Here is a 24,343-nt window from a genome sequence, read left to right as displayed (position 1 = left end):
CTTTTAAGGCATATAAAAGGCTCGCGGCGCATCATGCCTCGCGAGCCCTTTTCGATGAGGCTGCTATCTCGGTCTGACTGAATTCATCAACGCGCTGTTCAACGTCGCGCCCAGATTCATGTTCTTGAACAGACCCAGCGAATTGACGGATGCGTTGATTGTCGTCAGTGCCTGAATGTTCTGGTTGCTCAGCGTGTTCTGGATCACCGCGCCCGACAATCCCTGCACGGAACCTTGCTGCGCGACGTTGCCCACGCCGTTTTGCAGCAGCGAGCCCATGTTCGCCGCCGCGAGCGCTTGCGCCTGCTGCGTCGTCATGTTGCTCAGGTCCGGAATGTTGAAGCTGGTCTGCGTGACGAGATTGCCGTTCACGACAGCCATCCTCGAAATGCCGAACGAAACCTTCAGGCCGTTCGCCACATCGAAGCCGCCACGCATCGTGTCGAGCTTTTCTTCGCTGATCGCGACCGTGGTTTTCGACGACCAGTTCGGGTCTTCAGTAGTCGTTGCTTGCGTCTTCACTACGCGGTTCGCGCCGGGGGGCGTGTCGTTGCGCACGATCTGAGACGCTTGCGGTACGGCAATGGGAGCGGCATACGAAACGGGCGCTTTGTCGATCATAGTCCCGCTAGCGATCGACTCCGCATGCGCGGGCGACACGGGGGGCGGTGTCGGCGTTGCATTTCGAGCTTGAGTCGACGCTTCATGCTGCATCGGTTTCGCTTGCGCGCGTCGTTCCGCTGGCTGCTCGCGAGGCGCATCGGCCTTGCGCGCCGCAACCGCGATCGGCGCCGCATACGACACCGGAAGCGGTTTGACGGCAGGCTCGGCTTCCTTCGCGACAACATGTTCCGGCGACGTTGCGCCCGGTTCTTCGACTGCATACGACGCTTCGTTGATGACGGCATCGTTCGCGGCATCGGCTGTCGTGACGGGCGCCGTACTGACCGCTTCGTCGGTATCGCTGCGCGGTGTGACGACGGCAATCGGCGCCGCATAAGACACGGGCACAGACACAACGTCATCGGAAGGTGCGCGCGGCTTTTGCGCCGACAACGCATCGACGACAGCCTGTGTGATTGCATCGGGCGCATCGTTCGAAGGCGCGACGTCGCGCATCACCAGCGGTTCGACCGGCCCGCTCGCGACATCGTGTGCCGTACCCACTTCCGCAGCCTGCACGCTTTGCTCGAACGCATGCGCGCCGAACGTCACCATCGACCCACATAGCATCGTGGCGATACCGGCTATTTTTCGGGTCTCCGTTCTCATGATGGCCCTCAGAAATCGCTCGCGCCGTGCTTCGGCATCACGGTGAAGAACAGACCATCGCGATTGACGCCCGTGTACAACGGCGCAGGCGGCGCGACCCGCCAGTCGACGGGATCGTTGAAGACCCCGACGCCGGGTTTGTTATGGATGACGAACAGAACCTGGTCTTCCCATTTCGCCTCGAAGCTCTTCAACGGCACGGGCCGCGTGCCCGTCGCGGGATCGCCGATCAGCACGCGGTCGTTCTTCAGCCCTTTCACCACGACGAAATGGTGATAGCCGCTTTCGCTGATCAGCACGATCGCGGGCGTATTCGTTTCGACGAGTTTTTGCAGCGGCAGCTCATAGCCGTCCGCGATGAAACCGCGACGCTCCAGAAAACGCTTGATATCCAGCAGCGAAAAGCCCTCGGTGCGGATCTTCGCCTGATCGCCGTTCTCGTACATCTCCTGGAAAGCCGTCTGCTCGTTCACGGGATAGTTGTACTGATACGTGAGCAGCGTCGCGACAGCCGCGGAACCGCAGCTGAAGTCGAACTGCTGCTTGATGGTCCGCTTGAAACGAGCCTCTTTCAGGCTCGTCACGTGCATCGCGTAACCCGCGCCCGACGGTTCGTAGATCGTGATGGGATCGGCGCGCGCCGCGCCTGCTACTGTCAGCGCGCACGCGAGAAGCCACACCCCTCTCTGGAGTTTCATCGCTCATTCCCCGAAGCGCACGTTGACGATCGTCGCGTTCTGGATCAGCACGTTCGCGCCCGTGTTCTGTATCACGGTGGGCAAACCGCTGGCGCTCGAGAACGAGCCGCCCGTGATCATGTTCGATCCCGTATCCACGCCACGCGCCGTATTGTTCGCGACCGTGCCGCGCAGGTTCATGTCGTTGTAGACCTGCTCGCCGCCGCGATGCGCATCGAGCTGCTCGGCCGTCATCGCGACACCGAAGGTCGCGTCGGCGGCACTCGCCGGTGCGGGCGATGCAGTCTTGTCCGCACTCGCCTGTGCAGCGGGCACAACGACAGCAGGCGCGCCCGACGTATCCGCCTGAACGGCAGAACGCAGTTCGCCCGCGACAACATGGGCTGCGAAGCCCGGTAATCCAATAGCGACAGGCAGTACCAGCATCGCAATGCGTTTGAACGCCTGCATGGTTGTCTCCTGGTGCTTCGCCGTTTGCGCTGCAATGGCCTTGCGGCACGCGCAGCAGCGTGTGGCGAAGTAAGGCTTGTGCGACCGTCGCCTGGCGCGGCTACCCCGTGCGCCCTGGCGATGGAACAGAAGCCGTGGAGCGCGAACGCCCCACGGCACTTCACACAACGACTTGTCGACGCTAACTGTGTTGCAGGTCAGTTAGCGGCCGACAGCCAGGTTCGCCTGCACGGTGACAGCCTGCTGGACGAGCGATGCCATACCGCTGTTCTGGTTCAGCACCATCACGCCAGCTGCCGACTGCGCCGCGCTCGCCATGTTGTTGGACATGTCGAATGCGCCCGTCGTGGCCGCGACCGCACCGCCGGCGCCCGCTGCTCCGCCTGCGCCGCCCGTACCGGCTGCACCCGCGCCGGCTGTCGCCGTCGCTGCACCGCCCGCACCGCCAGCCGCACCTGCGCCGCCCGTTGCCGCACCGCCGTTGCCCGCCGTCGACGTCGCTGCGCCGCCGGCGCCTGCCGTCGACGTTGCCGCGCCGCCTGCTCCTGCCGTCGACGTGGCTGCGCCGCCCGTGCCCGTCGCTGCGCCGCCCGTCGCCGTCGCTACGCCGCCTGTCGCGGTCGCCGCGCCTGCCGAGCCTGCGCCGCCCGTGCCCGAACCCGACGCCGTGGCCGTGCCGCTACCCGAGCCGCTGCCCGAACCCGACGCTGCACCGGAGTTCGAGCTGGCCGTGCCGCCGCCGCCACCTGCACGTGACGACAGATCGCCGCTGCCGGCCGCGCCGAGGCCGAGACCGGCTCCAGCGCCCAGTGCCGCGCCCCGGCCGCTGCCGTTGCCGCCAAGTGCGAGCGTGCCTGCTGCTGCGCCGCCGCCCTTCGCGCCAGCGTCGCCGCCGCTCGCGTAGCCCTTGCCGCCGGATGCCTTCGACCAGCCGCCGTCGCCGCCCGACGCCTTCGCGTAGCCGCCGTCGCCGCCCGACGCTTTCGACCAGCCGCCGTCGCCGGCAATGGCGCGCCCGCCGTTGCCGCCGTCGCCGCCATAGCCGCCGCCAGCCGCTGCGCTGCCGCCTTTGCCGCCGATGCCGCGTGCGCCGTCGCCGCCTTTGCCGCCGTTGGCGTTGCCGTAGTTCACGGCCACGTTGCCGATGCCATTGACGTGTACATGGCTCACGGTGCCGTCAAGCTTGCTGACGGCCACGGACTTCGTGTTGTTCCACGAGTCCTGTGCGACCTTCGAGTGCCCGGTCACTTCGTTGACGTTGTTGCCCGTCGTGCTGCCCTGGGTCGACGACGCGGTGTTCGACAGGTTGTTGTCGCCGCCGCTCGCCTTCTGGTTGCACGAGTAGTCGCCGTTGGAGCACGGATTGGCCATCGCGTAGCCGCTGAAACCCAGCGCGACGATGGCTGCAGATGCCAAAAGTGTCTTACGCATGAGAGTCTCCTAAGGATTAGCGGCCAACCGACAGGTTCGCCTGCACCGTGACGGCCTGTTGAACCAGTGATGCCATACCGCTGTTCTGGTTCGCGATCAGCACGCCCGCTGCCGACTGCGCGACGCTCGTCATGGTGTTGGCCATGCTGAAGTCGCCCGTACCGACGCTGATCGCGCCGCCTGCGCCGCCTGCACCGCCCGCGCCGCCCGTGCCTGCACCGCCCGCCGCGGCTGTCGCCGTGGCTGCTGCGCCCGCACCGCCTGCGCCGCCAGCGCCGCCTGCCGCGCTACCGCCGTTGCCGGCCGTCGAGCCTGCCGTGCCGCCTGCGCCTGCCGTGCTGGTCGCTGCACCGCCTGCACCTGCCGTCGATGTCGCTGCGCCGCCCGTGCCCGAGCCTGCACCGCCCGTAGCCGTGCCCGTTCCGGCCGTTGCCGTCGCTGCGCCCGCCGTGCCTGCGCCGCCCGTGCCCGTACCGGTGCCCGAGCCGCTTGCCGTCGCGGTGCCCGTGCCCGTCGCCGTTGCTGCGCCGCTCGACGAACTGGCGCTTCCGCCGCCGCCGTTGGCCTTCGAATGCACGTCGCCGCTTGCTGCCAGCGCACCGCCTGCGCCGAGGGCCAGACCTGCGCCCTTGCCGGAGCCGCGTCCATCGCCGCCTGCTGCTGCCGTTGCGCCGAGCGCGCTGCCACCCTTGGCCCATGCGTCACCGCCGCTGCCCGAGCCCTTGCCGCCGGAAGCCCTGGAGTTGCCGCCGTCGCCGGCGTAGGACCGGGAATTGCCGCCGTCGCCGCCGGATGCCCTGGAGTTGCCGCCATCGCCCGCAATGGCCTTGCCGCCATCGCCGCCGTAGCCGCCGCTGCCGCCGACCGCCAGTGCGCTGCCGCCCTTGCCGCCAATGCCCTTCGCGCCGCTGCCACCGCGTCCGCCGTTGGCGTTGCCGTCGTTATAGGCATGGTTACCGATGCCCCAGACGCTCACGCCCGACACCGAGCCGGACAAACGGCTCGCCGCGACGATCTTGGTGGTGTTGAACGAATCCTGCGCGACCTTGGAGCCGGTCGTGATTTCATTGGCGTTGTTGCCCGTAGTGCTGGTCTGGCTGGACGTCGCCTCGTTCGTTGCTGTGTTGCTCCCGTTGTAGGCCTTCTGATTGCAGGACGAATCGCCGTCACTGCATGGGTTTGCCATTGCGTAACCGCTGCAGCCCAATGCGATGACTGCTGCGGACGCCAGTAGAGTTTTGCGCATGGAATCCTCCTGGAGGAGATGGGGGGCGGCTTGGCCGACTGCACCAATCCGGCACGCCGTGTCGCATAGGCAATGCCATGCATGTAAGGCTTTGAAATTTAAAGAAATTTCACATTTCCCGTTATGCGGGATGGAAACTTAGGGGTAAATACCTAGGTTTTATGTTTCGCATTTGAAACGGCTAATCCGGCATTGCGCCGGTTTGCGAATATGAGGGTTTTCGAAATCGCTTGTTATTCAAACGACTGGATAACATTACTGAGAAAGAAGCGGAGCTTTTAAAAACGTTTCTTTTTTGTTGGGCCCGATTCTTGAGTCACAGGATAATCGGCCCGCCGCCCCCCTTTATTTTTCGATAAAAACCCTTAGTGGCCTTGCGTACCATGGCTTTGCGAGGAATTCGCATTGGCGAGACGAGCCGAATTCGTGGCGTATAAAAACGTATCGTTTACGACCGTGCAAGGCGCATGCAGCATGCATCCGCAAGTTTTTCCGCCTCATCCGCCAAGGAGTGTAATTATTTTACAATTTCAGTATGCGCCTAACTCATCAACCATGATTGATTATCACGCGACAATGACGCATGGCATCAATTTGCCGTTCACCGCGAACGCTTTTCATCCAACAAAAATTACGCAGTACTTTATTGCGAGTACCAAGGCCGGTTTATTGCATCCCATTAATGCAGCGCATCAATAAACGATTAATTGCGGCAATGCGATACTGAATGATTCGTTTAATTATCGATTATTCATCCGACAAGTCGGACTCCGCATTTTCGAATCCCGGATTCCCGTCCGGCTGTTCGAGCCAGGCGCAAATGCGCTCGACCGTCCATGCGGGGTCGTCGTGCGGAAGATCGTGGCCCGCCCACGGGTGGCGCCAGTGCGGAGCGCCCCATGCCGCCGCGAGCGCAGCGGAGCACGCGGGATCGACGAGTCCGTCCTCGCGCGCCGACAGCACGAGCGTCGCGCACGCCGGCCGTCGCCGTTGCGCGGCGAAGCGCGCGGCCGCGAGCAGTTGCCGCAGCGCATTCGCGCGGCTGACAGGCGCGCTCTCGCGGATGGCCGTCCATGCGCTCACGTCGGCGTCGCGTGTCTCGCGGTTGGCGCACGTCAGACGATGGATCTCCGTCTCCGCGATGTACGCGTCGTCCCAGTGCCACGCGACGCGCGCGAGTCCCGACCACGCCTGCGGACGCAGCCGTTCATCGAAGCGGCTGAACGGCCGCATGCTGGTGTTGATCAGCACGAGCCTGTCGATGTCGGCGGGATGATGCTGCGCCCAGCACGTCGCGACCATGCCGCCGAGCGACATCGCCAGCACGCAATACGGTCCCGGCGCGCCGCTCGCGCGTGCCGCCGCGCGCACGAAATCGACCATTCCCGTGACCTGCAGCGGCGCGCGCAGGTTCGCGTGTTCGCCGTTGCCGGGCAGGTCGATGGTCAGCACGCGCGCGCGCGTTGCGTCCGAAAGCGATGCGCGCCGCCCGATGCCGTCGAACGCCGCGCGCAACGCGTCCGGCAGCGTGCCCCAGTGACGCGCCTCGCGAGTCAGGCCGCGCAGCAGAATCCACGTGCTCATTTTTCGGCGGCCCTGTACCAGAGTTCGGTCGCGCTGCTGAGCAGCTGATCGCGCCGCACGCCATGCGGCAGCCAGCGCTCCGACGCATACGCGGCGCGCGTCAGGAAATCGAGCAGGTTCGCGTGCCGTCGCAACACGCGCGCGGTGCGATGCGCCTTCACGGGATTGAACATGCCTTGCCGCGAAAAGATCTGCCGCGGATTCTTCTTGATCCACAGCCAGGAGCCGAGTTCGAGCGTCATCGGCAGAAAGATGTTGGGCGGCGGCGTGCGGTCGTAGGCCCAGTCCCACAGGTCGCCGTGCAGAAGATATTGATGGCTCTGCGGCTCGAACATGTAGCCGTGATGCGGATGCGCGCGCTCGAACATCGTTTTCAGCGCGTACATTTCCGGCAGATGCGGCATCGCGCGACGCGTCTTCGCGTACGGAAACCAGATGCTGTCGCTCCAGCCGTAGCCCGAATGGCAATCGAGCGCGAACGACAACGGCCGCGTCGCGAGTTCTTCCGCGACGATGCGCAGCAGCGCCGCCGCCTCGCCTTCCATCGGCGCGCCGCGCCGCCCTCGATACCACGGCAGCCACGACCCGACACGCTGGCCGCCCGCCAGCAAGGGCACGCGCTCTTCGGCGTCCTGCGGCGCGTTGCGCATCAGATCGACGCCGTTCGGATTCGCGCGCGTCGCCGCCCACATGCCGCCGGGGTTGACGATAGGAACGATGTAGATACGAATCGAGTCGAGCTGTTGCAGCAGCAGTTCGTCCCACGCGAGCCGCGACAACAGCGAGCGCATGTACTCCAGCACGAGGCGGGAACCGATGCGCTCGAGTCCATGAATGCCGCCGAAAAAACCGACGGCGGGCGCGTTCGGATCGTTCGATCCGATCGAGGCGACATACACTTCAAACGTGCGACCCGCTACTTCGACGTCAGCCACGCTTTTGATATCGAACGAACGCGCGCCCTCGTCGAGCAGCGCCTTCAGATCGTCGTATTCCGCGAAGCTGTCAGGCAACAAACTGAAAGCGCGCATGGTTGTAGTTTCGTTATTGGGCGGCTACATCGGGGGATAGCGCCGCCTGCCGCCGCCAATATAGCTGCTTTGTATGACGGACGCCTATCGGCAATCCGGGCCGGTCGTGCGCCTGCGAACCAACGCAGCTTTTGTGCCACGCATTCGTCGCGGTTCGCTGCAATCGACCGACCCGCCCTTACGTTCCAACCCGTCTTCCATGCGCCCCGGAACGCACGGTCGCAGCAACCGGAGATCCGGCATGAAGATCGACACCGACAAGGTGCAGGAGTTGGCGCGCGCCGATCAGGCGCTGATACGTGCAGCCGATCGACTGCTCGACCAGGCCGAACGCGTGCTGCAGTTGCGCAGCGTCTACGCAGATTCTTCCGACGCCTTCATTCTTTTGCAGAACATGCGGCAGGGTCTGGTCGCGCTCTATGCGCTGCGACGCGTGATCAAGCGCGAGGTGCGAGGTGACGACTTCGCGTATCCGCTTCTGCAGCCACGCAGATCGAATGCCGACCGCGGCACGACGCGGCTGCTCCTGCGCCGCGCCATGTATCGTCCAACGGGCGATGTGCTCAGGTTGCTCAAACGCAAGGACTGGGCTCGCGCGTGATCGACAGCACGCCGTTTCTTCTGTCATGCCAATGACACACTGCGCGATCGCACACGACGTGACGTACGTGTGAATCGGCGCGCAAAACGCAAAGATATAGTCGTCTAGATGTTGCGACGCCTTCACTCAACCGTCACAGACGCTTTCTAGAATGTCCCACAACTTCCGGCATGCACCGGAGTCATCGACAGGACACTCATGGAAGCAATCCGCATCGAGCGTTTGAGCAAGACGTTCGGCAACGGCCGCAAGGCGCTCGACGAAATCGACCTGCGTGTCGAGCAAGGCGAAATGGTCGCGCTGATCGGTGCGTCGGGCTCGGGCAAGTCGACACTGTTGCGTCATATCGCGGGCTTCACGGTGTCGGATGCGCAGCCTTCGCAGATTGCGATTCTCGGCCGGCCGATCCAGCAGAACGGGCGCATCGTGCGCGAAGTGCGCAGCATTCGACGCGACATCGGCTTCGTTTTCCAGCAGTTCAATCTCGTGAACCGGCTGACGGTCGAAGCGAACGTGCTGATCGGCGCACTCGCGCGTCTGCCGCTGTGGCGCCGTCTCACCGGCTGCTTTCCGCGCGGCGAACGAGAACTGTCGATGTCGGCATTGAACGAGGTCGGCATCGGCGAACATGCGCGCGAACGCGCGTCGAATCTGTCGGGCGGACAGCAGCAGCGCGCGGCACTCGCACGCGCGCTCGTGCAGCAGGCGCAAATCATTCTCGCCGACGAACCGATTGCCTCGCTCGATCCCGAATCGTCGCGCCGCGTGATGGACATGCTGCGTACGCTCAACATCGAACATCGGCTGACGGTGCTGGTGTCGCTGCATCAGGTCGACATCGCGATGCAGTACTGCCAGCGCACGATCGCAATGCGGCGCGGCAAGGTCGTCTACGACGGCCCCTCGTCGGCGCTCACGCCCGCGCTGCTGCAAAAGCTCTATGGCGACGATGCGCGCGAACTGTTCGAGGACACGCCGCAGTCCGATGCGCAGCCCGACAGCGCGTCACCGCGCGCACAGGTGCTGCCGCTGAACGCGGCGCGCTCGGCCTGATTTTCCATTCGCAAAGAAACGCTGTAACCGACTCACTCAACTGGAACAGAACACATGAAATTCCTGCGCTCTCTGCTCGTCGGCGTTGCGGCCGTGTCGGCTTTCGCCAGCTTCGCCGCTCATGCCGAAGACCTGAACCTCGGCATCATTTCGACCGATTCGTCGGCCGTGCTCAAGCAGCGCTGGCAGCCCCTCATCGACGACATGAACAAGCAGACGGGTCTGAACGTCAAGGCGTTCTTCGCGACCGATTACGCGGGCATCATCGAAGGCATGCGCTTTAACAAGGTGCAGGTTGCGTATCTCGGCAATGCATCGGCAATCGAAGCTGTAGATCGTTCGAATGGCGAAGTATTTGCCAAAACGACGTATTCGAACGGCGACGCCGGTTACTACTCGGTGCTGATCACGAACGCGAACAGCCGCTTCAAGACGCTCGACGACGTGTTCAAGAACACGAAGGACGTGACGCTCGGTTTCGGCGATCCGAACTCGACGTCGGGCTCGCTGGTTCCCGGCTATTACCTGTTCGCGCAGCACAACGCGCCGGTGCGCACGTCGTTCAAGACGGTGCTGCCGTCGAGCCACGAAGCGAACCTGCTGGCCGTCGTGAACAACAAGGTCGACATCGCGACGAACAACACCGAAATGCTCGACACGCTGAAGAAGCAGCATCCCGATCGCTTCGCGCAGGTGCGCGTGCTGTGGCAATCGCCGCTGATTCCGTCGGACCCGCTCGTGTGGCGCAAGGATCTGCCTGACGCAACGAAGGAAAAGCTGCGCAAGTTCTTCTACAACTACGCGAAGACGGATGCGCGCGAAAAGGCGGTGATGGCGAACATCTTCAGCTATAGCGGTTTCTCGCCGTCGACGGATGCGCAGTTGCAGCCGATCCGTCAGATCAAGCTGTTCGAGCAGAAGCAGAAGATCGAAGCTGATGCGTCGTTGTCGGACGCTGACCGCAAGACGCAGATGGCCGCCATCGACGCGAAGCTGTCCGCACTGAACGCGCAAAAGCAATGAACGCAGCCGACCTGAGCGCCGACCGCTCGACGCCTTCGACCGCTCAGCCGCAGCCTTCGCCGAAGGCGATGGCTGCGGCGGCGGGCAAGCGCAGCTGGGTTTCGCTGCTCGGCTGGATCGCGTTGATCGCGGTGCTCGGCCTGTCGTGGCGGGCCGCCGACATGCGCCCGCTCGACCTGCTGTCCGACTCGGGCAACATGGGGCAGTTCGCGAAGGACTTCTTTCCGCCGGACTTCACCGAATGGCGCACGTATGTGCACGAAATGGGCGTGACGCTTGCCGTCGCGGTGTGGGGCACGGCGCTGTCGATCGTGTGTTCGATTCCGTTCGGGCTGCTGTCGGCGAGCAACATGGCGCCGGCGTGGGTCGTGCAGCCTGTGCGCCGGATGATGGACGCGTGCCGCGCGATCAACGAGATGGTGTTCGCGATGCTGTTCATCGTTGCCGTCGGGCTCGGGCCGTTTGCGGGTGTGCTGGCGTTGTGGGTGCATACGACGGGCGTGCTGGCCAAGCTGTTCGCCGAAGCCGTCGAGGCGATTGATCCGCGGCCTGCGGAAGGTGTGCGGGCGACTGGCGCGACGAGTCTCGATGAGATTGTTTATGGCGTGCTGCCGCAGGTGATGCCTTTGTGGATCTCTTATGCGCTTTATCGCTTTGAGTCTAATGTGCGGTCCGCGATGGTTGTCGGGATGGTTGGCGCCGGTGGCATCGGCGTCGTGCTTTATGAGTCCATTCGCTCTTTTAATTATTCGCAGACTGCGGCTGTTATGTTGATGGTCATCGTTGTTGTTACTGTTATTGATGTTTTGTCTGCGCGACTGCGGGAGCGCGTTATTTAAGGGTTTTTTGTCTGCGACGCTAGTCGCCATTCTGGGTTTTCTGCTTTTTGCTTTTTGCTTTTTGCTTTTTGCTTTTTGCTTTTTGCTTTTTGCTTTTTGCTTTTTGCTGCGGTGGCATCCGCGAATTCGTATCGGTCTATTAGCGTTGCCCCTGTGCGGGGCGGCACCTACTTTTCTTTGCAGCGGCAAAGAAAAGTAGGCAAAAGAAAGCCGCTTTTGAACCTCCGGTGCCCGCCAGGATACCGCTTCGGCACAGGTTCTTTGAGCCATTGCGCAGCAACGTCCGCACTCTGTAGAAAGCCCGCAGTCAACCGCGCACGGCGCAAAAACCCCGGACACAGGCTGGAGCACATACCGTCGCAATCAAACCGACGGCAAACGCAAAAAAACGTGCCGACCGAATGTGCTCCAAGTGGATGTCATCTTTCGCGCCGCGCGCGCCTGACTGCGGGCTTTCTACGGAGTGTTTGCGTCACTGCGCGATAGCTCAACTGCGGCATACCGAAGCGCTATCCTGGCGGGCACTGGAGGTTTGAAGCCGCTTTCTTTGGTTACTTTCTTTGCGGCGGCAAAGAAAGTAACTGCCGCCCCGCACAGGGGCAACGCATGAACTACGACGTGGCCTCGCGGATGCCAACGCAGCAAAAAACAAAAAACAAAAAAAGCCAGAACTGGCGACTGCGTCGCAGACAAAAACACCACAAAACTCCACACAAAACCACCAATCTCCGCAATAATCACAATCTTTGCGCGCGCCCACAGCGCTTCAAATGGAATCCTCGATCGTCCTGCTGGTCCTGATCTCCGCCATGCTGCATGCAAGCTGGAACGCCTTCCTGCGTCTGGCGGAAGACCGCATCTGGCTGCTAGGCATGATGTCGATCCCGTACATCGCAGTCAGCGCAATCGCAGTAACACTACTGCCACTGCCAGAGCCGGCCGCATGGCCATACATAGCCGCCTCAGTGGTACTCGAATTCGGCTACTGCCTGGCACTGATCCGCGCCTACCGCAGCGGCGACTTCGGCCAGATCTACCCCATCGCGCGAGGACTCTCGCCGCTACTCGTCTTCGCAGGCGCGCTCATCTTCGCGCACGAATCGCTGAAGCCGCTCGCAGCAACTGGCGTCGCGCTCGTCTCGATCGGCATCGTGTCGCTCGCGTTTCGCCGCGATATGCGCTTTTCCGGCGAAAGCGTGCCCTATGCGCTGCTCACAGGACTCTTCATCTCGGCGTATTCCGTCGTCGACGGCATCGGCGCACGCGTCGCGGGTAACGGACTCAGCTACATCATGTGGGTCTATCTGCTCTGGAACGTGCCGCAGTTTCTGCTCGTGTGGCACTGGCGCGGCGGCGCAAAAGGTCTCTTCACGTCGCGCGAAACGATGTTCAAAGGCATGCTTTCCGGCGTGATCGCGCTAACCGCGTATTGCCTCATCATCGAGGCCTATCGCTTTCTGCCCATCGCAATGGTGTCCGCGCTGCGCGAACTCAGCTCGATCTTCGCCGTGCTGATCGGCTTCTCGTTCATGCACGAGCGCCTCACGCCGCGTCGCGTGTTCGCATGCACGCTCGTGACGCTCGGCGCGGTTCTGATCCGTCTTTAAAGCGCTGACGCGCGGCTCACGCGAACAGCGGCAAGGTCGTGTCGATTGCGTCGGCGAGCGTATCGAACGCGGGCGCGATCTCTTCGTCGGGTACGCACGCATAGCCGATCAGCAGCCCCGACGGCGCGCGCGACGGCTCCGCGTAATACCCCGACAACGGACGCACCACGATATTGCGTTCGAGCGCCGCCGCCGCGACCGCGCGGTCGTCGGTGCCTTCGGGCAACTGCATCACGAGATGCAGGCCCGCGTCGCCGCCGACGGCAGGCAACGCATCGCCATAACGCCGCGCGGCAGCATCGAGCAAGGTCGAACGGCGCTGCCCATACAGCGTGCGCATCTTGCGAATATGCGACGTGAAATGCCCTTCGGCGATGAACTCGGCGAGCATCGCCTGCTGCAGCAACTGCCCTTCGCGATACAACTCGGCGCTGGCCGTCGCGAAGCTCTCGGCGAGCGCCTCGGGTGCGACCAGATAGCCGATCCGCAGCCCCGGAAACAGCGTCTTGCCGAAGCTGCCCACATAGATCACCTGCCCCGCCGTATCGAGTCCTTGCAGCGACGCGAGCGGACGGCTGCCGTAACGGTATTCGCTGTCGTAATCGTCCTCGATGATCCAGCACTGGTTCTGCCGCGCGTATTCGAGCAGCATCCGCCGGCGCGCAAGGCTCATCACCATGCCGAGCGGATATTGATGCGACGGCGTGACGAGCATCAGCTTCGGCGGATGCGCGAGATCGTCGGTCGACGGGTTGATGCCTTCGTCGTCGACGGCGATCGGACGCGACTTCAGACCCGACACGTGCATCACGCTGCGCACGCCCCAATAGCACGGATCTTCTGTCCAGATGACGTCGCCGGGATCGGACAGCAGACGCACGGCGAGGTCGACGGACTGGTGAATGCCCGTCGTGATGATGATCTGCTCGGGCGTACAGCGCACCGAGCGCGACGTGCGCAGATAGTCGGCCAGCGCGTGCCGCAGCAACGAGAGACCGCCGCCCGGCGCATACGTCAGCAGATCGGGCCGCAGACGACGCCAGTACTTGTTGTGCAGGCGGCTCCACACACGCGCCGGAAAACGCGTGACGTCAGGCACGCCGGGCATGAACGCGCCCCACTGTCGCTTCGACACACCTGCCCCCGCGACGAGCCGGAAGCCGCGCTGCGACAGCGCGCGCGCGGCGGGCTGCTGTGCATGCAGTAGCGCTTTCGACGGCTGCGGCGTCAACGCCTGCTGCAACTGCCGCACGGGCGCCGCCTGTATCGCCGGGCCCTGCGTGTCCGTCGAACCGACGATTTCGTCCGGCGACGTATCGGCGACAAATGTGCCGCGCCCCGTCGCCGACGACACATATCCTTCTAGTGCAAGCTGCTCATAGACCTGCGTGACCGTATTGCGCGCGATGCCGAGCTCGTTGGCCAGCAGCCGCGACGACGGCACCTTGCTGCCCGCGGGCAGTTCGCGCGTCAGGATGGCCTGCTGCAACAGCCGATGCAGCTGCCGGTAGATCGGCTGACCGTTGCCGCGATCCAGACGCTGGGCCAGCCAGTCGGACAACACACTCGCGCGCATGAAATTGGCTCCTGATTTTTTACCGAAATGGCTCTGAAATTTGGAGCCAAATCTGATTATAGTCGCTGCATGTGCCGCGATGAACGCGAGCGCCTGAACGAACCCCAACAGGAGATCTCCGTGAAGAATGCTGAACTGAAGAGCCGCAAGGACGCCGCCACCCCGCGCGGCGTGGGCGTGATGTGCGATTTCTACGCTGCGCGTGCGGAGAATGCGGAGCTGTGGGACGTCGAGGGCCGCCGCTTCATCGACTTCGCGGCGGGCATCGCGGTGTGCAACACGGGCCATCGTCATCCGAAGATCGTCGAGGCGATTCGTGCGCAGCTCGACAACTTCACGCACACGGCCTATCAGATCGTGCCGTACGCGTCGTATGTCGAACTCGCCGAGAAGATCAACGAGCGCGCGCCGGGCGATTATCCGAAGAAGACTGCGTTCTTCACGACGGGCGCTGAAGCCGTCGAAAACGCGATCAAGATCGCGCGCGCGTACACCGGCCGTCCGGGCGTGATCGCCTTCACGGGCGGCTTCCATGGCCGCACGATGATGGGCATGGCGCTGACGGGCAAGGTCGCGCCGTACAAGCTGAGCTTCGGCCCGTTCCCGGCCGACGTTTTCCACGCGCCGTTCCCGAATCCGCTGCACGGCGTGACGACGGCGGACTCGCTGAAGGCAATCGAATTCCTGTTCAAGGCCGACATCGATCCGAAGCGCGTCGCGGCGATCATTTTCGAGCCGGTGCAAGGCGAAGGCGGTTTCTACCCGGCGCCTGCCGAGTTTGTGCGTGCGCTGCGCAAGCTGTGCAACGAGCACGGCATTCTGCTGATCGCGGATGAAGTGCAAACGGGATTTGCGCGCACGGGCAAGCTGTTCGCGATGAACCACTACGACGTGGTGCCTGATCTGATGACGATGGCGAAGAGCCTGGCGGGCGGCATGCCGCTGTCGGGCGTCGTCGGACGTGCCGATGTGATGGATGCGGCTGCGCCGGGCGGTCTGGGCGGCACGTATGCGGGCAATCCGCTCGCCGTGGCGTCGGCGCATGCCGTGCTCGATATCATCGATGAAGAGAATCTTTGCGAGCGGGCTGTTGTGTTGGGTGATCGCCTTAAGGCGAAGTTGACTGCGCTGCAGTCGGAAGTTCCGCAGATTGCTGATGTTCGTGGGCCTGGGGGTATGGTTGCCGTTGAATTCTGCAAGCCTGGGACGTCCGAGGCCGATGCCGATTTCACCAAGCGCGTGCAGGCTCGTGCGCTTGAGCGCGGGTTGCTGTTGCTCGTTTGTGGTGTGTATTCGAACGTTGTTCGGTTCCTGTTTCCGCTGACGATTCAGGATGCTGTCTTCGATGAGGCTGTTTCTATTCTCGAAGAAGTGCTTAAGGAGACTGTGGGCGTCACGGTCTGAGGTTTTTTCTTTGCCCTGCGGCGCTGGTTTGGTTTTTCGCTTTTGGTTTTCTTGTCGTCGCTGGCATCCGCGGTTTCGTATCGGTTTGCCAGCGTCGCCCCTGTGCGGGGCAGCACCTACTTTTCTTTGCAGCGGCAAAGAAAAGTAGGCAAAAGAAAGCCGCTTTTGAACCTCCGGTGCCTGCCAGGGCAGCGACGCGGCACGCCGCAGTTGAGCTATCGCGCAGCGACGTCCGCACTCTGTAGAAAGCCCGCAGTCAACCGCGCACGGCGCGAAAACCCCGCGCACAGTCTGGAGCACATACCGCCGCAATCAGACCGACAGCAAACACACAAAAGCAAGCAAACAAGCCACCCGAACGTGCCCCAGCTGGATGTCATCTTTCGCGCCGCGCGCGCCTGACTGCGGGCTTTCTACGGAGTGTTTGCGTCGCTGCGCGACAGTTCAACTGCGGCATGCCGTAGTGCGGACCTGGCAGGCACCGGAGGTTTAAAGCGGCTTTCTTTTGCCTACTTTTCTTTGCCGCTGCAAAGAAAAGTAGGTGCCGCCCCGCACAGGGGCAACGCTAATAAACCGATACGAATTCGCGGATGCCAACGCAGCAAAAAGCAAAAAACCAAAGCACGGCGACTGCATCACAGCAGACACAAACCCTGAAAGGACAGACCCAAAATGACTGACCTGCGTAGCAAACTAAAAGACCCGACCCTGCTGCAAAGCAAAGCGTATATCAATGGCGAATGGCAAGAAGCCGACAACAAGGAAACGTTTGAAGTTCTAAACCCGGCAACGGGCGAATTAATCGCGCAAGTGCCAAGAATGGGCACACAAGAAACCCGCCGCGCAATAGAAGCGGCCAACACAGCATGGCCCGCCTGGAAGGCAAAAACCGCCAAACAACGCGCAGAAATCCTGCGCAAATGGAACGACCTGATGCTGGCCAACGCCGACGACCTGGCGTTGATCCTCACAACCGAACAAGGCAAACCGCTCGCCGAAGCAAAAGGCGAAATCGGCTACGCAGCCTCATTCCTCGAATGGTTCGGCGAAGAAGCCAAGCGCGTCTACGGCGATACGATCCCCACGGTCGCCAACGACAAGCGCATCGTCGTAACGAAAGAACCCGTCGGCGTCTGCGCCGCGATCACGCCGTGGAATTTCCCCGCCGCGATGATCACCCGCAAGGTCGGTCCGGCGCTCGCGGCAGGCTGCCCGATCATCGTCAAACCCGCTGAAGCCACGCCGCTGTCGGCACTCGCGCTCGCCGTCCTCGCCGAGCGCGCAGGCGTGCCCGCCGGCATCGTCAGCATCGTCACCGGCGATCCGAAACCGATCGGCGGCGAAATGACCAGCAATCCGCTGGTGCGCAAGCTGTCGTTCACCGGGTCCACGGGCGTGGGTCGTCTGCTGATGGCGCAGTGCGCGCCGACCGTCAAGAAGGTATCGCTGGAACTGGGCGGCAATGCGCCGTTCATCGTGTTCGACGACGCCGATCTCGATGCTGCCGTCGAAGGCGCCATTGCATCGAAGTATCGCAACAGCGGTCAGACCTGCGTGTGCACGAACCGCTTCTATGTGCACGACAGCGTCTACGATGCATTCGCCGAAAAACTGGCCGCCGCCGTCACGAAGCTCAAGGTCGGTTTCGGCACCGAGCAAGGTGTGCAGCAAGGTCCGCTGATCAACGAGGCGGCCGTGCTCAAGGTCGAATCGCATATCGAAGATGCACTCGGCAAAGGCGCGCGCGTCGTCACGGGCGGCAAGCGTCATGCGCTCGGTCACGGCTTCTTCGAGCCCACCGTGCTCGCCGATGTCACGCCGGAAATGAAGGTTGCTCGCGACGAAACCTTCGGTCCGCTCGCGCCGCTGTTCCGCTTCTCGTCAGATGCAGAAGTGGTCGAGATGGCGAACAGCACCGATTTCGGCCTGGCCTCGTATTTCTATAGCCGCGATATCGGCCGCATCTGGCGCGTCGCGGAAGCGCTCGAGTTCGGCATGGTCGGGATCAACACCGGCGCCATTTCGAACGAAGTCGCACCGTTCGGCGGCGTCAAGCAATCGGGCCTCGGACGCGAAGGATCGCACTACGGGATCGACGAGTATGTCGTGATCAAGTACATGTGCATCGGCGGCGTGTAAACGCTTTATTTGTCTGCGATAGCGGCAGCCATGTTGCCGCTGTCGCAGACACTCACTTTCGCGCTCGAGCCGCGACGATGCCAACCCTCACGACGCAGCCTTCTTCCGCGTTTTCGCCGGCTGCTTTTGACTCACCCACGCCGCCTCGTCCAGCAGTCGATCGAACAGACGGTTCATCATCGAATCGGGCAAAGGCGAGAGCCCAAGCAGCGAATTGAACGCAAGGCCGCTCGCTGCGAAATAGCGCAACAACGAGAGTTCGATATCGCTCGACTCTTCGCGCAGCTTTTTCATCCTCTCGACATCCGTCGCCTTGAAGTCCGCCAGAAGCTCGGGGTTCTCAGCGAGCGCGGCCAAAACCGCACGCGCGACCGAATGCGGCTGCTTGACGGATTCCCGGTAAATGGCAATCTGTGACGACAGACACGGCTCCGTCTTCGTCGCCCCACCCTTCGCCATATGCGCGTGCGCGATCGCTTCGAACTGCTGCCGCTGATGATCCAGCAGCGCCTTGAGCACGCCGTCCTTCGTGCGGAACTGATGCAGCAATCCGCCCTTGCTGATGCCGCTTTCGCGCGACAGCGAATCGAACGTGAGCCCGCCCACGCCTTCTCGCGTGAGTATCGTCAGTGCGGCCTCGATGGCCTTCTTGCGGGTATTTTCCGAACGGGTCTGGTTATCCATTGATCGTATAGGTGACGTCATTCGAGCCCGTCGGCCGCCTGTCCTGCCCGGCATCGCGGCCCGCAAAACGGGACATGCGACGCACCGAAACCAGCAGGCAGAACAGCGCCCGAACCGGGAGACCCAGATTGTACGCTGCGCATCTTTTTTCAACAAACAAACCGGATAGACGGTTTACATCCGAAAACGGCGATGCTACGCTTCGGCCACGTCGGTTCACGCCCGAACCGACGCCCTCACCCACTCCCGACATTCATCGCAAGGACCGACCCATGCCCTCGATCAGACTCGCCCCGCTTCTCTCCGTCTGCGCCGTCGCGCTCGCCACGACGGCGTGTTCGAGCGTGCAGCCCGTTGCCTATTCGGGCATTTCGTCAGCGCAGCAAATGAAGCAGAACCGGGACGACGACTCGACCAAAGTGCCGTACCGGTACGCGGCGCCCGTCGTCTGGTCGCGTTACACGCAGGTGATGGTCGATCCCGTCGTCGTGTATCGCGGCGGCGACAACCAGTTCGGCGATATGACGGAGAACGACAAGACTGCGCTCGCCGACTACATGGGCAAGACGTTCGCGTCGAAGCTCACGAAGCGTTTCGAAAGCGCGACGCAGCCGTCGCCCGCCGCCTTGCGCATCCGGCTCACGCTGACGGGCGCGGAAACGACGACTGCGCTCGTCGGCCAGTTCATGCACTTCGATATCGCGGGGAATCTCTACAACGGCGTGCAGGCGATCCGCGGCGGCAAGGGCGCGTTCAGCGGCTCCGTGTCGTACGCCGTCGAGGTGTACGACAGTTCCAGCGGCCGCCTGCTGAAGGCTTACGTGTCGAAGCAATATCCGAACGCGATGAATCTGCCCGCCGCATTCGGATCGCTCAGCGCCGCGAGAACGGGCATCGACAAGGGCGCGGACGCGCTCGTCGCGCAGCTGCAATAAGCCGTCGGCCGTGACGCATGCGCCTCTTCGGCACGCGAAGCGCGGGCTCGGCCGTCTGTTCAGAGTCTGTATCGCCAGCCTGCGCAGAATCGGCCGACAGCTGCGCGACGTCGTGACGGGAGAGCTGTGATGAGCGGCGCGCCGTCGGCGTTCTGGCTCGTGCCCGTTGCGGCCTTGCTCATTTCCGGCGCGCTGCTGATTCGCACAGGCATGCAGCGCGGTCCGCGCATCACGATCAGCTTCACGACGGCCGAGAGTCTCGAGGCCGGAAAAACACGCGTGCGCTACCGGGACGTCGAAATCGGCAGGCTCAAAGACCTGCATCTGTCGACCGACCGGACGCACGTTCTCGCCGACGTGCAACTGGACGATTCCGCGAAACAGTTCGCGGCTTGCGGCACACGCTATTGGGTAGTGCGGCCGCGCATCGGCATGACGGGCATCTCCGGGCTTTCGACAGCCATTTCCGGCGCCTACATCGCCGCCGACACCGCGCCCGCATCGCGAGCGTGCAAAGCGTTCGTCGGACTGGAAGCGCCGCCCTTCGTCACCCGCGACCGGAAAGGCAAACGCTTCGTGCTGCACGCAGACTCGCTGGGATCGCTGACTGCGGGCTCGCCTCTTCTGTTCCGCCGCGTGCAGGCGGGCCAGGTGCTGGGCTATGCGCTCTCCGCGGACGGCGCGGAAGTCGATGTCGATGTGTTCGTCAACGCGCCCTACGACCAATACGTGACATCCGGCACCGTCTGGTGGCAGGCGAGCGGAATCGACATGAGCTTCGGCTCCGACGGTTTTCGACTCGATACGCAATCGGTCGCGTCGCTGTTATCGGGCGGCATTGCGTTCGATACGCTCAAACGCGCGCCCGCTCCGCGCCCGGCACCCGAAGGCGCATCCTTCGTGCTCGCCACCGATCGTACGCAAGCGACGCAAGGCGCAGCGGACGGAACCGCGGCGCGCGTGTTCATGCGCTTCGAGCAATCGTTGCGCGGCCTGTCGATCGGCGCGCCCGTCGATTTTCACGGCGTCGAACTGGGGCGCGTGGCGGCGATCGATGTGGACTTCGATCCCGCCACCGGCCGCATTGACATGATCGCCGCGCTCGATCTTTATCCGACGAGACTGGGACGCCGCTATCGTCAGGCACTTGGCAACGGCGACAGCGCAGCGGGCCGAAATCTGCTGCACCGGCTGATCGCCAACGGCCTGCGCGGACAGTTGCGCATGGGCAGCGTGCTGACCGGCCAGCGATACGTCGCGCTCGATTTCTTTCCGCGCGCGCCCAAAGTCGCGTTCGATCCGCAGCGGACGCCCGTCGAACTGCCGACCGTTCCCAATACGCTCGAAGAACTTCAGGACCAGCTTGCGGGCATCGTCGACAAGCTGGATCGCGTGCCGTTCGATCAGATCGGCCGCAGTCTCGATACGACCCTGCAGACGGCTGCGTCGCTGTTTCAGCGGGTCGACACCGAACTGATGCCCGAAGCGCGCGCAACTTTAAGCGCCGCGCAGCAATCGTTCGACGCGGCGAACGCAACGCTCGCGCACGGTTCTCCGCTTCAGTCCGATCTTCAAGGCGCGTTGACCGAGTTGCGGCGAACGCTTGTATCGCTTAATTCACTCGCCGATTACCTTCAGCAGCATCCGGAATCCATCGTGTGGGGCAAGTCGTTGACGCGTCCGGGACAACAATGAGCGCGTCGAAAAAATATTTGCGTATAGCTCTATGGTTTCGAAAACGGCTGCCGATAACACCGCTCATGAGTCCCTGCCTGACGAGGCTTTCCGATGCAATTTGAATTTATCGCCCGCCGCCCGGCCCATTTGAAACGCACGCTCGTGATTCTGGTCGGCTGCGCCGGCGTGCTCGCCAGCCTGTCGATCTGGGGCCGCGTGCCCGCCGCCGCACTCGCCGACGCGGACAAAGAAGTCGCGCAGTTCGGTCCGGCGCTGACGGGGTCCGCGTGCAGCACGGAAGGTGCAGTGTCGAAGGACGTGCACGGCACTTTCCTCATGTGCTGGAAGCAGGTCTGGAGCAAACCGTAAGGCTTGCTGTTTCACGCCGGGAAGCCCGGATTGAGTTACACATCGCCGGGACGTGCAAGCCCGAGATGCTCGCGCAGCGTCGTGCCTTCGTATTCGCTGCGAAAAATGCCGCGCTTTTGCAGGATCGGCACGACGCCGTCCACGAAATCGCTGAGTCCGCCCGGCAGCGCATCGGGCATCAGGTTGAAGCCGTCGGCGGCGCCGCCGTTGAACCAGTGCTCGATATCGTCGGCGATCTGCTCGGGCGTGCCGACGATCACGCGATGCCCCGTCCCGCCCGCCAGCGAGCGGATGAGTTCGCGCACCGTGTAGCCATGTCGTCGGCCCTGCGCGATGGTCGCGTGAAAGAACGTGTGGTTGCCGTTGCCGCCGCCAGGCAATGCCAGATCCTCCGGCAAGGGCTGATCGAGTTTCAGGCGCTCGACGTCGATACCCAACGTGCCCGCCAGACGGTTCAGGCTGTAGCGCCACGGAATCTGATCGATCAGTTCGTCGCGGCGGCGCAGTGCTTGTGCCTCGGTCGCGCCGATGATCGTCGTCAGACCCGCGAGCACTTTCACGCCGGGGCGTCCATATGCCGCCGCCCGCGTGTTGAGATCGCGCCGATATTCCGCCGATTCCTCGAACGATTGCGACGCCGAAAACACCGCCTCCGCATGACGCGCGGCCAGATCGCGGCCATCCGGCGAGCCGCCCGCCTGCACCACGACGGGATGGCCTTGCCGCGAGCGCGGCAGATTCAGCGGACCTTGCACGTCGAAGTGTCGGCCGCGATGCGCGACGGGATGCACTTTCGACACATCGACGAAACGTCCGTCCGCCTTGTCGCCGACAAATGCGTCGTCTTCCCAGCTACTCCACAGCGCCTTCACGAGTTCGGTGAATTCGGCCGCGCGCTCGTAACGCTGCGCGTGATCCGGCACGGCATCGCGGCCGAAGTTGCGCGCAGAAGGCAGATCGGCGGTCGTCACGACGTTCCAGCCCGCCCGTCCGTTGCTGACGTGATCGAGCGTCGAGAAACGGCGCGCGATGTTGTACGGCTCGTTATAGCTCGTGGACGCCGTGCCGATTACGCCGATGCGCGAGGTCGCCGCCGCGATGCTCGCGAGCAGCACGGTCGGTTCCAGCGCCGTGATCGGGCGAAAGTCGATCTGATCGACGATGGCCGCGTTATCCGCGAGAAACACGGCGTCCAGTTTCGCCGCTTCCGCGATCTGCGCGACGCGCACATAGTGCTGCACATCGACGAACGCGCGCGGGTCCGCGTCGGCAAGCCGCCACGCGGAGGGCACGAAGCCGGAGTGCAGGATGTTGACGTTCAGATGCAGGCGACGCGCAAGCGCAGGCGCCGTGATACGGCTCATTTGTGTTTCTCCGTGATGTCGCGTGCGCGCGGGCGTGCGCACGATTTCAGGTAAGCGTGGGCTTAGAAAACCCGCCCTTCCGTCAGATGCGTGGTCACGCCGTTCAACGCGTAATCGCCGATCACGCGGGCTTTGTGCAGCAGCGGGTTGTGACTGAAGATGGTGCGCAGGTTGCGCCAGTGGCGGTCGAAGTTGTGCGCCCGCGAAGTCGCCGACGCGCCGCCCGCTTCGAACATGCGCTCGGCCGCATACAGCGCGAGCTTGCTCACGACGAGCTGCGTGCGCGCCGTCGCGAGCGCGCCTTCGAGCACGAGTGCTTCCGCATCGGATTCGCCCTTGCGGATCGCCTGCGACGAGCGTTCGAGTACGCGCGCGTTGTCGCGCACGAGCGCGTCGATGGTATGGCTGTGCGCCGTCAGATCGCCGATCACCTGCTGGATGAACGCGTCTTCGCGCGCCGTCGGCGCGGGGCTGTGCAAGACGGGGCGCCCGTGATGCAGCACATAGTTTTTCGCATCGGCGACGACGTTGCGCACGATGCCCGCGCCCACCGCGACGAGATGCAGCTGACGCAGCGCGCCGCCGTGACGACCGGCCAGCGTCGACAACACGCGCGGCGTCACTTCGTCGGCGCGCACCAGCAGGTTATCGAATTCGAGGCTGCCGCTCGCCGTCATCCGTTGCCCCATGCCGTCCCAGTCGTCGAGCACACGAAAACCCTCGCGGTCGACAGGCACGATGGCCACGACGGGATTGCCGTATTCATCGTGCACATTGAGGCGTGCGTAGTCGGAGAAGGCCGTGCCGGTTGCGTAGTATTTGCGGCCGCTCAAGCGGTAGTGCTCGCCGTCGCGACGCAACTGGGTCGTGATTTCGCCGGGACGCGACGTGCCGCGTTCCGTCGATGCACCGCCGAAAATCGCGCCATCGGCGGCACGCTGGATTTGCAGTTCGTTGAACGGCGTGCGCGGCGAGAGCAACAGCGCTTCCGTCTGATCGAAGTGGATGCGCAAAGCGTGCGCGACGTTGCTCTCTTTGGCTGCGAGCGTGGCGATCACCTCGAACACGTCTTCGAGCGATCCGCCCAGGCCACCCCATTCGACGGGCAGACGAAGACGGCCCAAACGCGATTCGCGAAACAGCGCGAAGCCATCGAAGGGCAACTCGCGCTTCGTTTCGCGCGACGCCGCACCTTCGCCAATGGCATTCGCGAGCGCGGGCAATCCGGCAAGCGCTGTTTGAAGCTTTTGATATGCGGTGTGATCCGTTGAAGCTTGAGCAGGCATTCCTGGTTCCCTCGTTTCTGCCACGCGAGTGGTCAACAAGCGAGCCAGTATAGGGACGCATCCTCAAGCGGATA

The 24,343-nt window shown here is 63.2% G+C and carries 23 protein-coding genes; 11 read left to right on the top strand and 12 right to left on the bottom strand.

What is annotated here, in order from left to right; translation table 11 throughout:
• Nucleotides 1-63: 63 nt before the first annotated feature.
• The 5 genes from QEN71_RS20055 to QEN71_RS20035 all read right to left on the bottom strand — a co-directional run bounded on the left by QEN71_RS20055 (nt 64) and on the right by QEN71_RS20035 (nt 5,097).
• Nucleotides 64-1,272 (bottom strand): hypothetical protein, encoded by a 1,209-nt coding sequence (locus QEN71_RS20055; protein ID WP_201650361.1) that lies wholly within the window; start codon nt 1,270-1,272, stop codon nt 64-66.
• A gap of 8 nt (nt 1,273-1,280) precedes the next feature.
• Nucleotides 1,281-1,970, bottom strand: coding sequence for a C39 family peptidase (locus QEN71_RS20050; protein ID WP_201650362.1), 690 nt, complete (start codon nt 1,968-1,970; stop codon nt 1,281-1,283).
• A gap of 3 nt (nt 1,971-1,973) precedes the next feature.
• Complete coding sequence (locus QEN71_RS20045) at nt 1,974-2,420, bottom strand: hypothetical protein (protein ID WP_201650363.1); 447 nt, start codon at nt 2,418-2,420, stop codon at nt 1,974-1,976.
• A gap of 201 nt (nt 2,421-2,621) precedes the next feature.
• Complete coding sequence (locus QEN71_RS20040; protein ID WP_201650364.1) at nt 2,622-3,851, bottom strand: hypothetical protein; 1,230 nt, start codon at nt 3,849-3,851, stop codon at nt 2,622-2,624.
• Between the two features lie 16 nt (nt 3,852-3,867).
• Entirely contained in the window at nt 3,868-5,097 is a 1,230-nt protein-coding gene (locus QEN71_RS20035; protein WP_201650365.1) for a hypothetical protein, read from the bottom strand.
• Between the two features lie 474 nt (nt 5,098-5,571).
• On the opposite strand from QEN71_RS20035, the gene QEN71_RS20030 reads away from it, so the two are divergent.
• Nucleotides 5,572-5,796, top strand: coding sequence for a hypothetical protein (locus tag QEN71_RS20030; protein ID WP_201650366.1), 225 nt, complete (start codon nt 5,572-5,574; stop codon nt 5,794-5,796).
• A 48-nt stretch (nt 5,797-5,844) separates the two neighbouring features.
• On the opposite strand, the gene QEN71_RS20025 is transcribed toward QEN71_RS20030, so the two are convergent.
• Together QEN71_RS20025 and QEN71_RS20020 are read right to left on the bottom strand one after the other, a co-directional pair.
• A complete protein-coding gene (locus tag QEN71_RS20025; RefSeq protein WP_201650367.1) occupies nt 5,845-6,681 on the bottom strand; it encodes an alpha/beta fold hydrolase in 837 nt (278 codons plus the stop codon).
• Complete coding sequence (locus QEN71_RS20020) at nt 6,678-7,712, bottom strand: M14 family zinc carboxypeptidase (RefSeq protein WP_201650368.1); 1,035 nt, start codon at nt 7,710-7,712, stop codon at nt 6,678-6,680. Before QEN71_RS20020 ends, QEN71_RS20025 begins: the two co-directional genes overlap by 4 nt.
• 73 nt (nt 7,713-7,785) lie before the next feature.
• On the opposite strand from QEN71_RS20020, the gene QEN71_RS20015 reads away from it, so the two are divergent.
• The 4 genes from QEN71_RS20015 (at nt 7,786) to phnE (ending at nt 11,228) form a co-directional block, all read left to right on the top strand.
• On the top strand, nt 7,786-8,313 hold the full coding sequence (locus tag QEN71_RS20015) for a hypothetical protein (protein ID WP_201650369.1): 528 nt from the start codon (nt 7,786-7,788) through the stop codon (nt 8,311-8,313).
• Between the two features lie 198 nt (nt 8,314-8,511).
• A complete protein-coding gene (phnC, locus tag QEN71_RS20010) occupies nt 8,512-9,366 on the top strand; it encodes a phosphonate ABC transporter ATP-binding protein (RefSeq protein WP_201650370.1) in 855 nt (284 codons plus the stop codon).
• A gap of 54 nt (nt 9,367-9,420) precedes the next feature.
• Nucleotides 9,421-10,389: a phosphonate ABC transporter substrate-binding protein gene (gene phnD / locus QEN71_RS20005; RefSeq protein ID WP_201650371.1), complete on the top strand. Its 969-nt coding sequence runs from the start codon at nt 9,421-9,423 to the stop codon at nt 10,387-10,389.
• Complete coding sequence (gene phnE / locus QEN71_RS20000; RefSeq protein ID WP_201650372.1) at nt 10,386-11,228, top strand: phosphonate ABC transporter, permease protein PhnE; 843 nt, start codon at nt 10,386-10,388, stop codon at nt 11,226-11,228. The genes phnD and phnE overlap by 4 nt, the downstream gene beginning before the upstream one ends.
• Here the strand turns inward: phnE and QEN71_RS19995 are convergent.
• Nucleotides 11,225-11,395 (bottom strand): hypothetical protein, encoded by a 171-nt coding sequence (locus QEN71_RS19995; protein WP_201650373.1) that lies wholly within the window; start codon nt 11,393-11,395, stop codon nt 11,225-11,227. The genes phnE and QEN71_RS19995 overlap by 4 nt on opposite strands.
• 603 nt (nt 11,396-11,998) lie before the next feature.
• On the opposite strand from QEN71_RS19995, the gene QEN71_RS19990 reads away from it, so the two are divergent.
• Nucleotides 11,999-12,835: a DMT family transporter gene (locus tag QEN71_RS19990; RefSeq protein WP_201650374.1), complete on the top strand. Its 837-nt coding sequence runs from the start codon at nt 11,999-12,001 to the stop codon at nt 12,833-12,835.
• 16 nt (nt 12,836-12,851) lie between these two features.
• Here QEN71_RS19990 and pdxR read toward each other — a convergent pair whose 3' ends face one another.
• Nucleotides 12,852-14,411, bottom strand: a complete 1,560-nt coding sequence (gene pdxR / locus QEN71_RS19985) for a MocR-like pyridoxine biosynthesis transcription factor PdxR (protein ID WP_201650375.1) — start codon at nt 14,409-14,411, stop codon at nt 12,852-12,854.
• Between the two features lie 120 nt (nt 14,412-14,531).
• On the opposite strand from pdxR, the gene QEN71_RS19980 reads away from it, so the two are divergent.
• Both QEN71_RS19980 and QEN71_RS19975 read left to right on the top strand, forming a co-directional pair.
• A complete protein-coding gene (locus QEN71_RS19980; RefSeq protein ID WP_201650376.1) occupies nt 14,532-15,815 on the top strand; it encodes a 4-aminobutyrate--2-oxoglutarate transaminase in 1,284 nt (427 codons plus the stop codon).
• 672 nt (nt 15,816-16,487) lie between these two features.
• Nucleotides 16,488-17,954 (top strand): NAD-dependent succinate-semialdehyde dehydrogenase, encoded by a 1,467-nt coding sequence (locus QEN71_RS19975; RefSeq protein WP_201650377.1) that lies wholly within the window; start codon nt 16,488-16,490, stop codon nt 17,952-17,954.
• An 87-nt stretch (nt 17,955-18,041) separates the two neighbouring features.
• On the opposite strand, the gene QEN71_RS19970 is transcribed toward QEN71_RS19975, so the two are convergent.
• Nucleotides 18,042-18,638, bottom strand: a complete 597-nt coding sequence (locus QEN71_RS19970) for a TetR/AcrR family transcriptional regulator (protein ID WP_201650378.1) — start codon at nt 18,636-18,638, stop codon at nt 18,042-18,044.
• Nucleotides 18,639-18,910: 272 nt separating this feature from the next.
• Between QEN71_RS19970 and QEN71_RS19965 the strand changes: the two genes are divergently transcribed.
• The 3 genes from QEN71_RS19965 to QEN71_RS19955 all read left to right on the top strand — a co-directional run bounded on the left by QEN71_RS19965 (nt 18,911) and on the right by QEN71_RS19955 (nt 21,619).
• Complete coding sequence (locus tag QEN71_RS19965) at nt 18,911-19,573, top strand: DUF3313 domain-containing protein (protein ID WP_201650379.1); 663 nt, start codon at nt 18,911-18,913, stop codon at nt 19,571-19,573.
• A 129-nt stretch (nt 19,574-19,702) separates the two neighbouring features.
• Nucleotides 19,703-21,268 carry a PqiB family protein gene (locus QEN71_RS19960; RefSeq protein ID WP_201650380.1) on the top strand — a complete coding sequence of 522 codons (1,566 nt, stop codon included), beginning with the start codon at nt 19,703-19,705 and terminating at the stop codon, nt 21,266-21,268.
• A gap of 93 nt (nt 21,269-21,361) precedes the next feature.
• Nucleotides 21,362-21,619, top strand: a complete 258-nt coding sequence (locus QEN71_RS19955; protein ID WP_201650381.1) for a hypothetical protein — start codon at nt 21,362-21,364, stop codon at nt 21,617-21,619.
• A gap of 35 nt (nt 21,620-21,654) precedes the next feature.
• Here QEN71_RS19955 and QEN71_RS19950 read toward each other — a convergent pair whose 3' ends face one another.
• Nucleotides 21,655-22,983 (bottom strand): LLM class flavin-dependent oxidoreductase, encoded by a 1,329-nt coding sequence (locus tag QEN71_RS19950; protein WP_201650382.1) that lies wholly within the window; start codon nt 22,981-22,983, stop codon nt 21,655-21,657.
• A gap of 62 nt (nt 22,984-23,045) precedes the next feature.
• Nucleotides 23,046-24,269, bottom strand: coding sequence for an acyl-CoA dehydrogenase family protein (locus QEN71_RS19945; RefSeq protein WP_201650383.1), 1,224 nt, complete (start codon nt 24,267-24,269; stop codon nt 23,046-23,048).
• Between the last annotated feature and the right edge of the window lie 74 nt (nt 24,270-24,343).

It is taken from the genome of Paraburkholderia sabiae (assembly GCF_030412785.1).
In the GTDB taxonomy this organism is placed as follows: domain Bacteria; phylum Pseudomonadota; class Gammaproteobacteria; order Burkholderiales; family Burkholderiaceae; genus Paraburkholderia; species Paraburkholderia sabiae.
Note: the sequence above shows the minus strand (reverse complement) of the source record. Positions and strands in the feature narration are given on the sequence as shown.

What these genes read in the sequence shown, in the direction of transcription:
- QEN71_RS20055 (WP_201650361.1), bottom strand. Translation starts at nt 1,272, where the DNA reads ATGAGAACGGAGACCCGAAAAATAGCCGGTATCGCCACGATGCTATGT.
- QEN71_RS20050 (WP_201650362.1), bottom strand. Translation starts at nt 1,970, where the DNA reads ATGAAACTCCAGAGAGGGGTGTGGCTTCTCGCGTGCGCGCTGACAGTA.
- QEN71_RS20045 (WP_201650363.1), bottom strand. Translation starts at nt 2,420, where the DNA reads ATGCAGGCGTTCAAACGCATTGCGATGCTGGTACTGCCTGTCGCTATT.
- QEN71_RS20040 (WP_201650364.1), bottom strand. Translation starts at nt 3,851, where the DNA reads ATGCGTAAGACACTTTTGGCATCTGCAGCCATCGTCGCGCTGGGTTTC.
- QEN71_RS20035 (WP_201650365.1), bottom strand. Translation starts at nt 5,097, where the DNA reads ATGCGCAAAACTCTACTGGCGTCCGCAGCAGTCATCGCATTGGGCTGC.
- QEN71_RS20030 (WP_201650366.1), top strand. Translation starts at nt 5,572, where the DNA reads ATGCATCCGCAAGTTTTTCCGCCTCATCCGCCAAGGAGTGTAATTATT.
- QEN71_RS20025 (WP_201650367.1), bottom strand. Translation starts at nt 6,681, where the DNA reads ATGAGCACGTGGATTCTGCTGCGCGGCCTGACTCGCGAGGCGCGTCAC.
- QEN71_RS20020 (WP_201650368.1), bottom strand. Translation starts at nt 7,712, where the DNA reads ATGCGCGCTTTCAGTTTGTTGCCTGACAGCTTCGCGGAATACGACGAT.
- QEN71_RS20015 (WP_201650369.1), top strand. Translation starts at nt 7,786, where the DNA reads ATGACGGACGCCTATCGGCAATCCGGGCCGGTCGTGCGCCTGCGAACC.
- phnC (WP_201650370.1), top strand. Translation starts at nt 8,512, where the DNA reads ATGGAAGCAATCCGCATCGAGCGTTTGAGCAAGACGTTCGGCAACGGC.
- phnD (WP_201650371.1), top strand. Translation starts at nt 9,421, where the DNA reads ATGAAATTCCTGCGCTCTCTGCTCGTCGGCGTTGCGGCCGTGTCGGCT.
- phnE (WP_201650372.1), top strand. Translation starts at nt 10,386, where the DNA reads ATGAACGCAGCCGACCTGAGCGCCGACCGCTCGACGCCTTCGACCGCT.
- QEN71_RS19990 (WP_201650374.1), top strand. Translation starts at nt 11,999, where the DNA reads ATGGAATCCTCGATCGTCCTGCTGGTCCTGATCTCCGCCATGCTGCAT.
- pdxR (WP_201650375.1), bottom strand. Translation starts at nt 14,411, where the DNA reads ATGCGCGCGAGTGTGTTGTCCGACTGGCTGGCCCAGCGTCTGGATCGC.
- QEN71_RS19975 (WP_201650377.1), top strand. Translation starts at nt 16,488, where the DNA reads ATGACTGACCTGCGTAGCAAACTAAAAGACCCGACCCTGCTGCAAAGC.
- QEN71_RS19970 (WP_201650378.1), bottom strand. Translation starts at nt 18,638, where the DNA reads ATGGATAACCAGACCCGTTCGGAAAATACCCGCAAGAAGGCCATCGAG.
- QEN71_RS19965 (WP_201650379.1), top strand. Translation starts at nt 18,911, where the DNA reads ATGCCCTCGATCAGACTCGCCCCGCTTCTCTCCGTCTGCGCCGTCGCG.
- QEN71_RS19960 (WP_201650380.1), top strand. Translation starts at nt 19,703, where the DNA reads ATGAGCGGCGCGCCGTCGGCGTTCTGGCTCGTGCCCGTTGCGGCCTTG.
- QEN71_RS19955 (WP_201650381.1), top strand. Translation starts at nt 21,362, where the DNA reads ATGCAATTTGAATTTATCGCCCGCCGCCCGGCCCATTTGAAACGCACG.
- QEN71_RS19950 (WP_201650382.1), bottom strand. Translation starts at nt 22,983, where the DNA reads ATGAGCCGTATCACGGCGCCTGCGCTTGCGCGTCGCCTGCATCTGAAC.
- QEN71_RS19945 (WP_201650383.1), bottom strand. Translation starts at nt 24,269, where the DNA reads ATGCCTGCTCAAGCTTCAACGGATCACACCGCATATCAAAAGCTTCAA.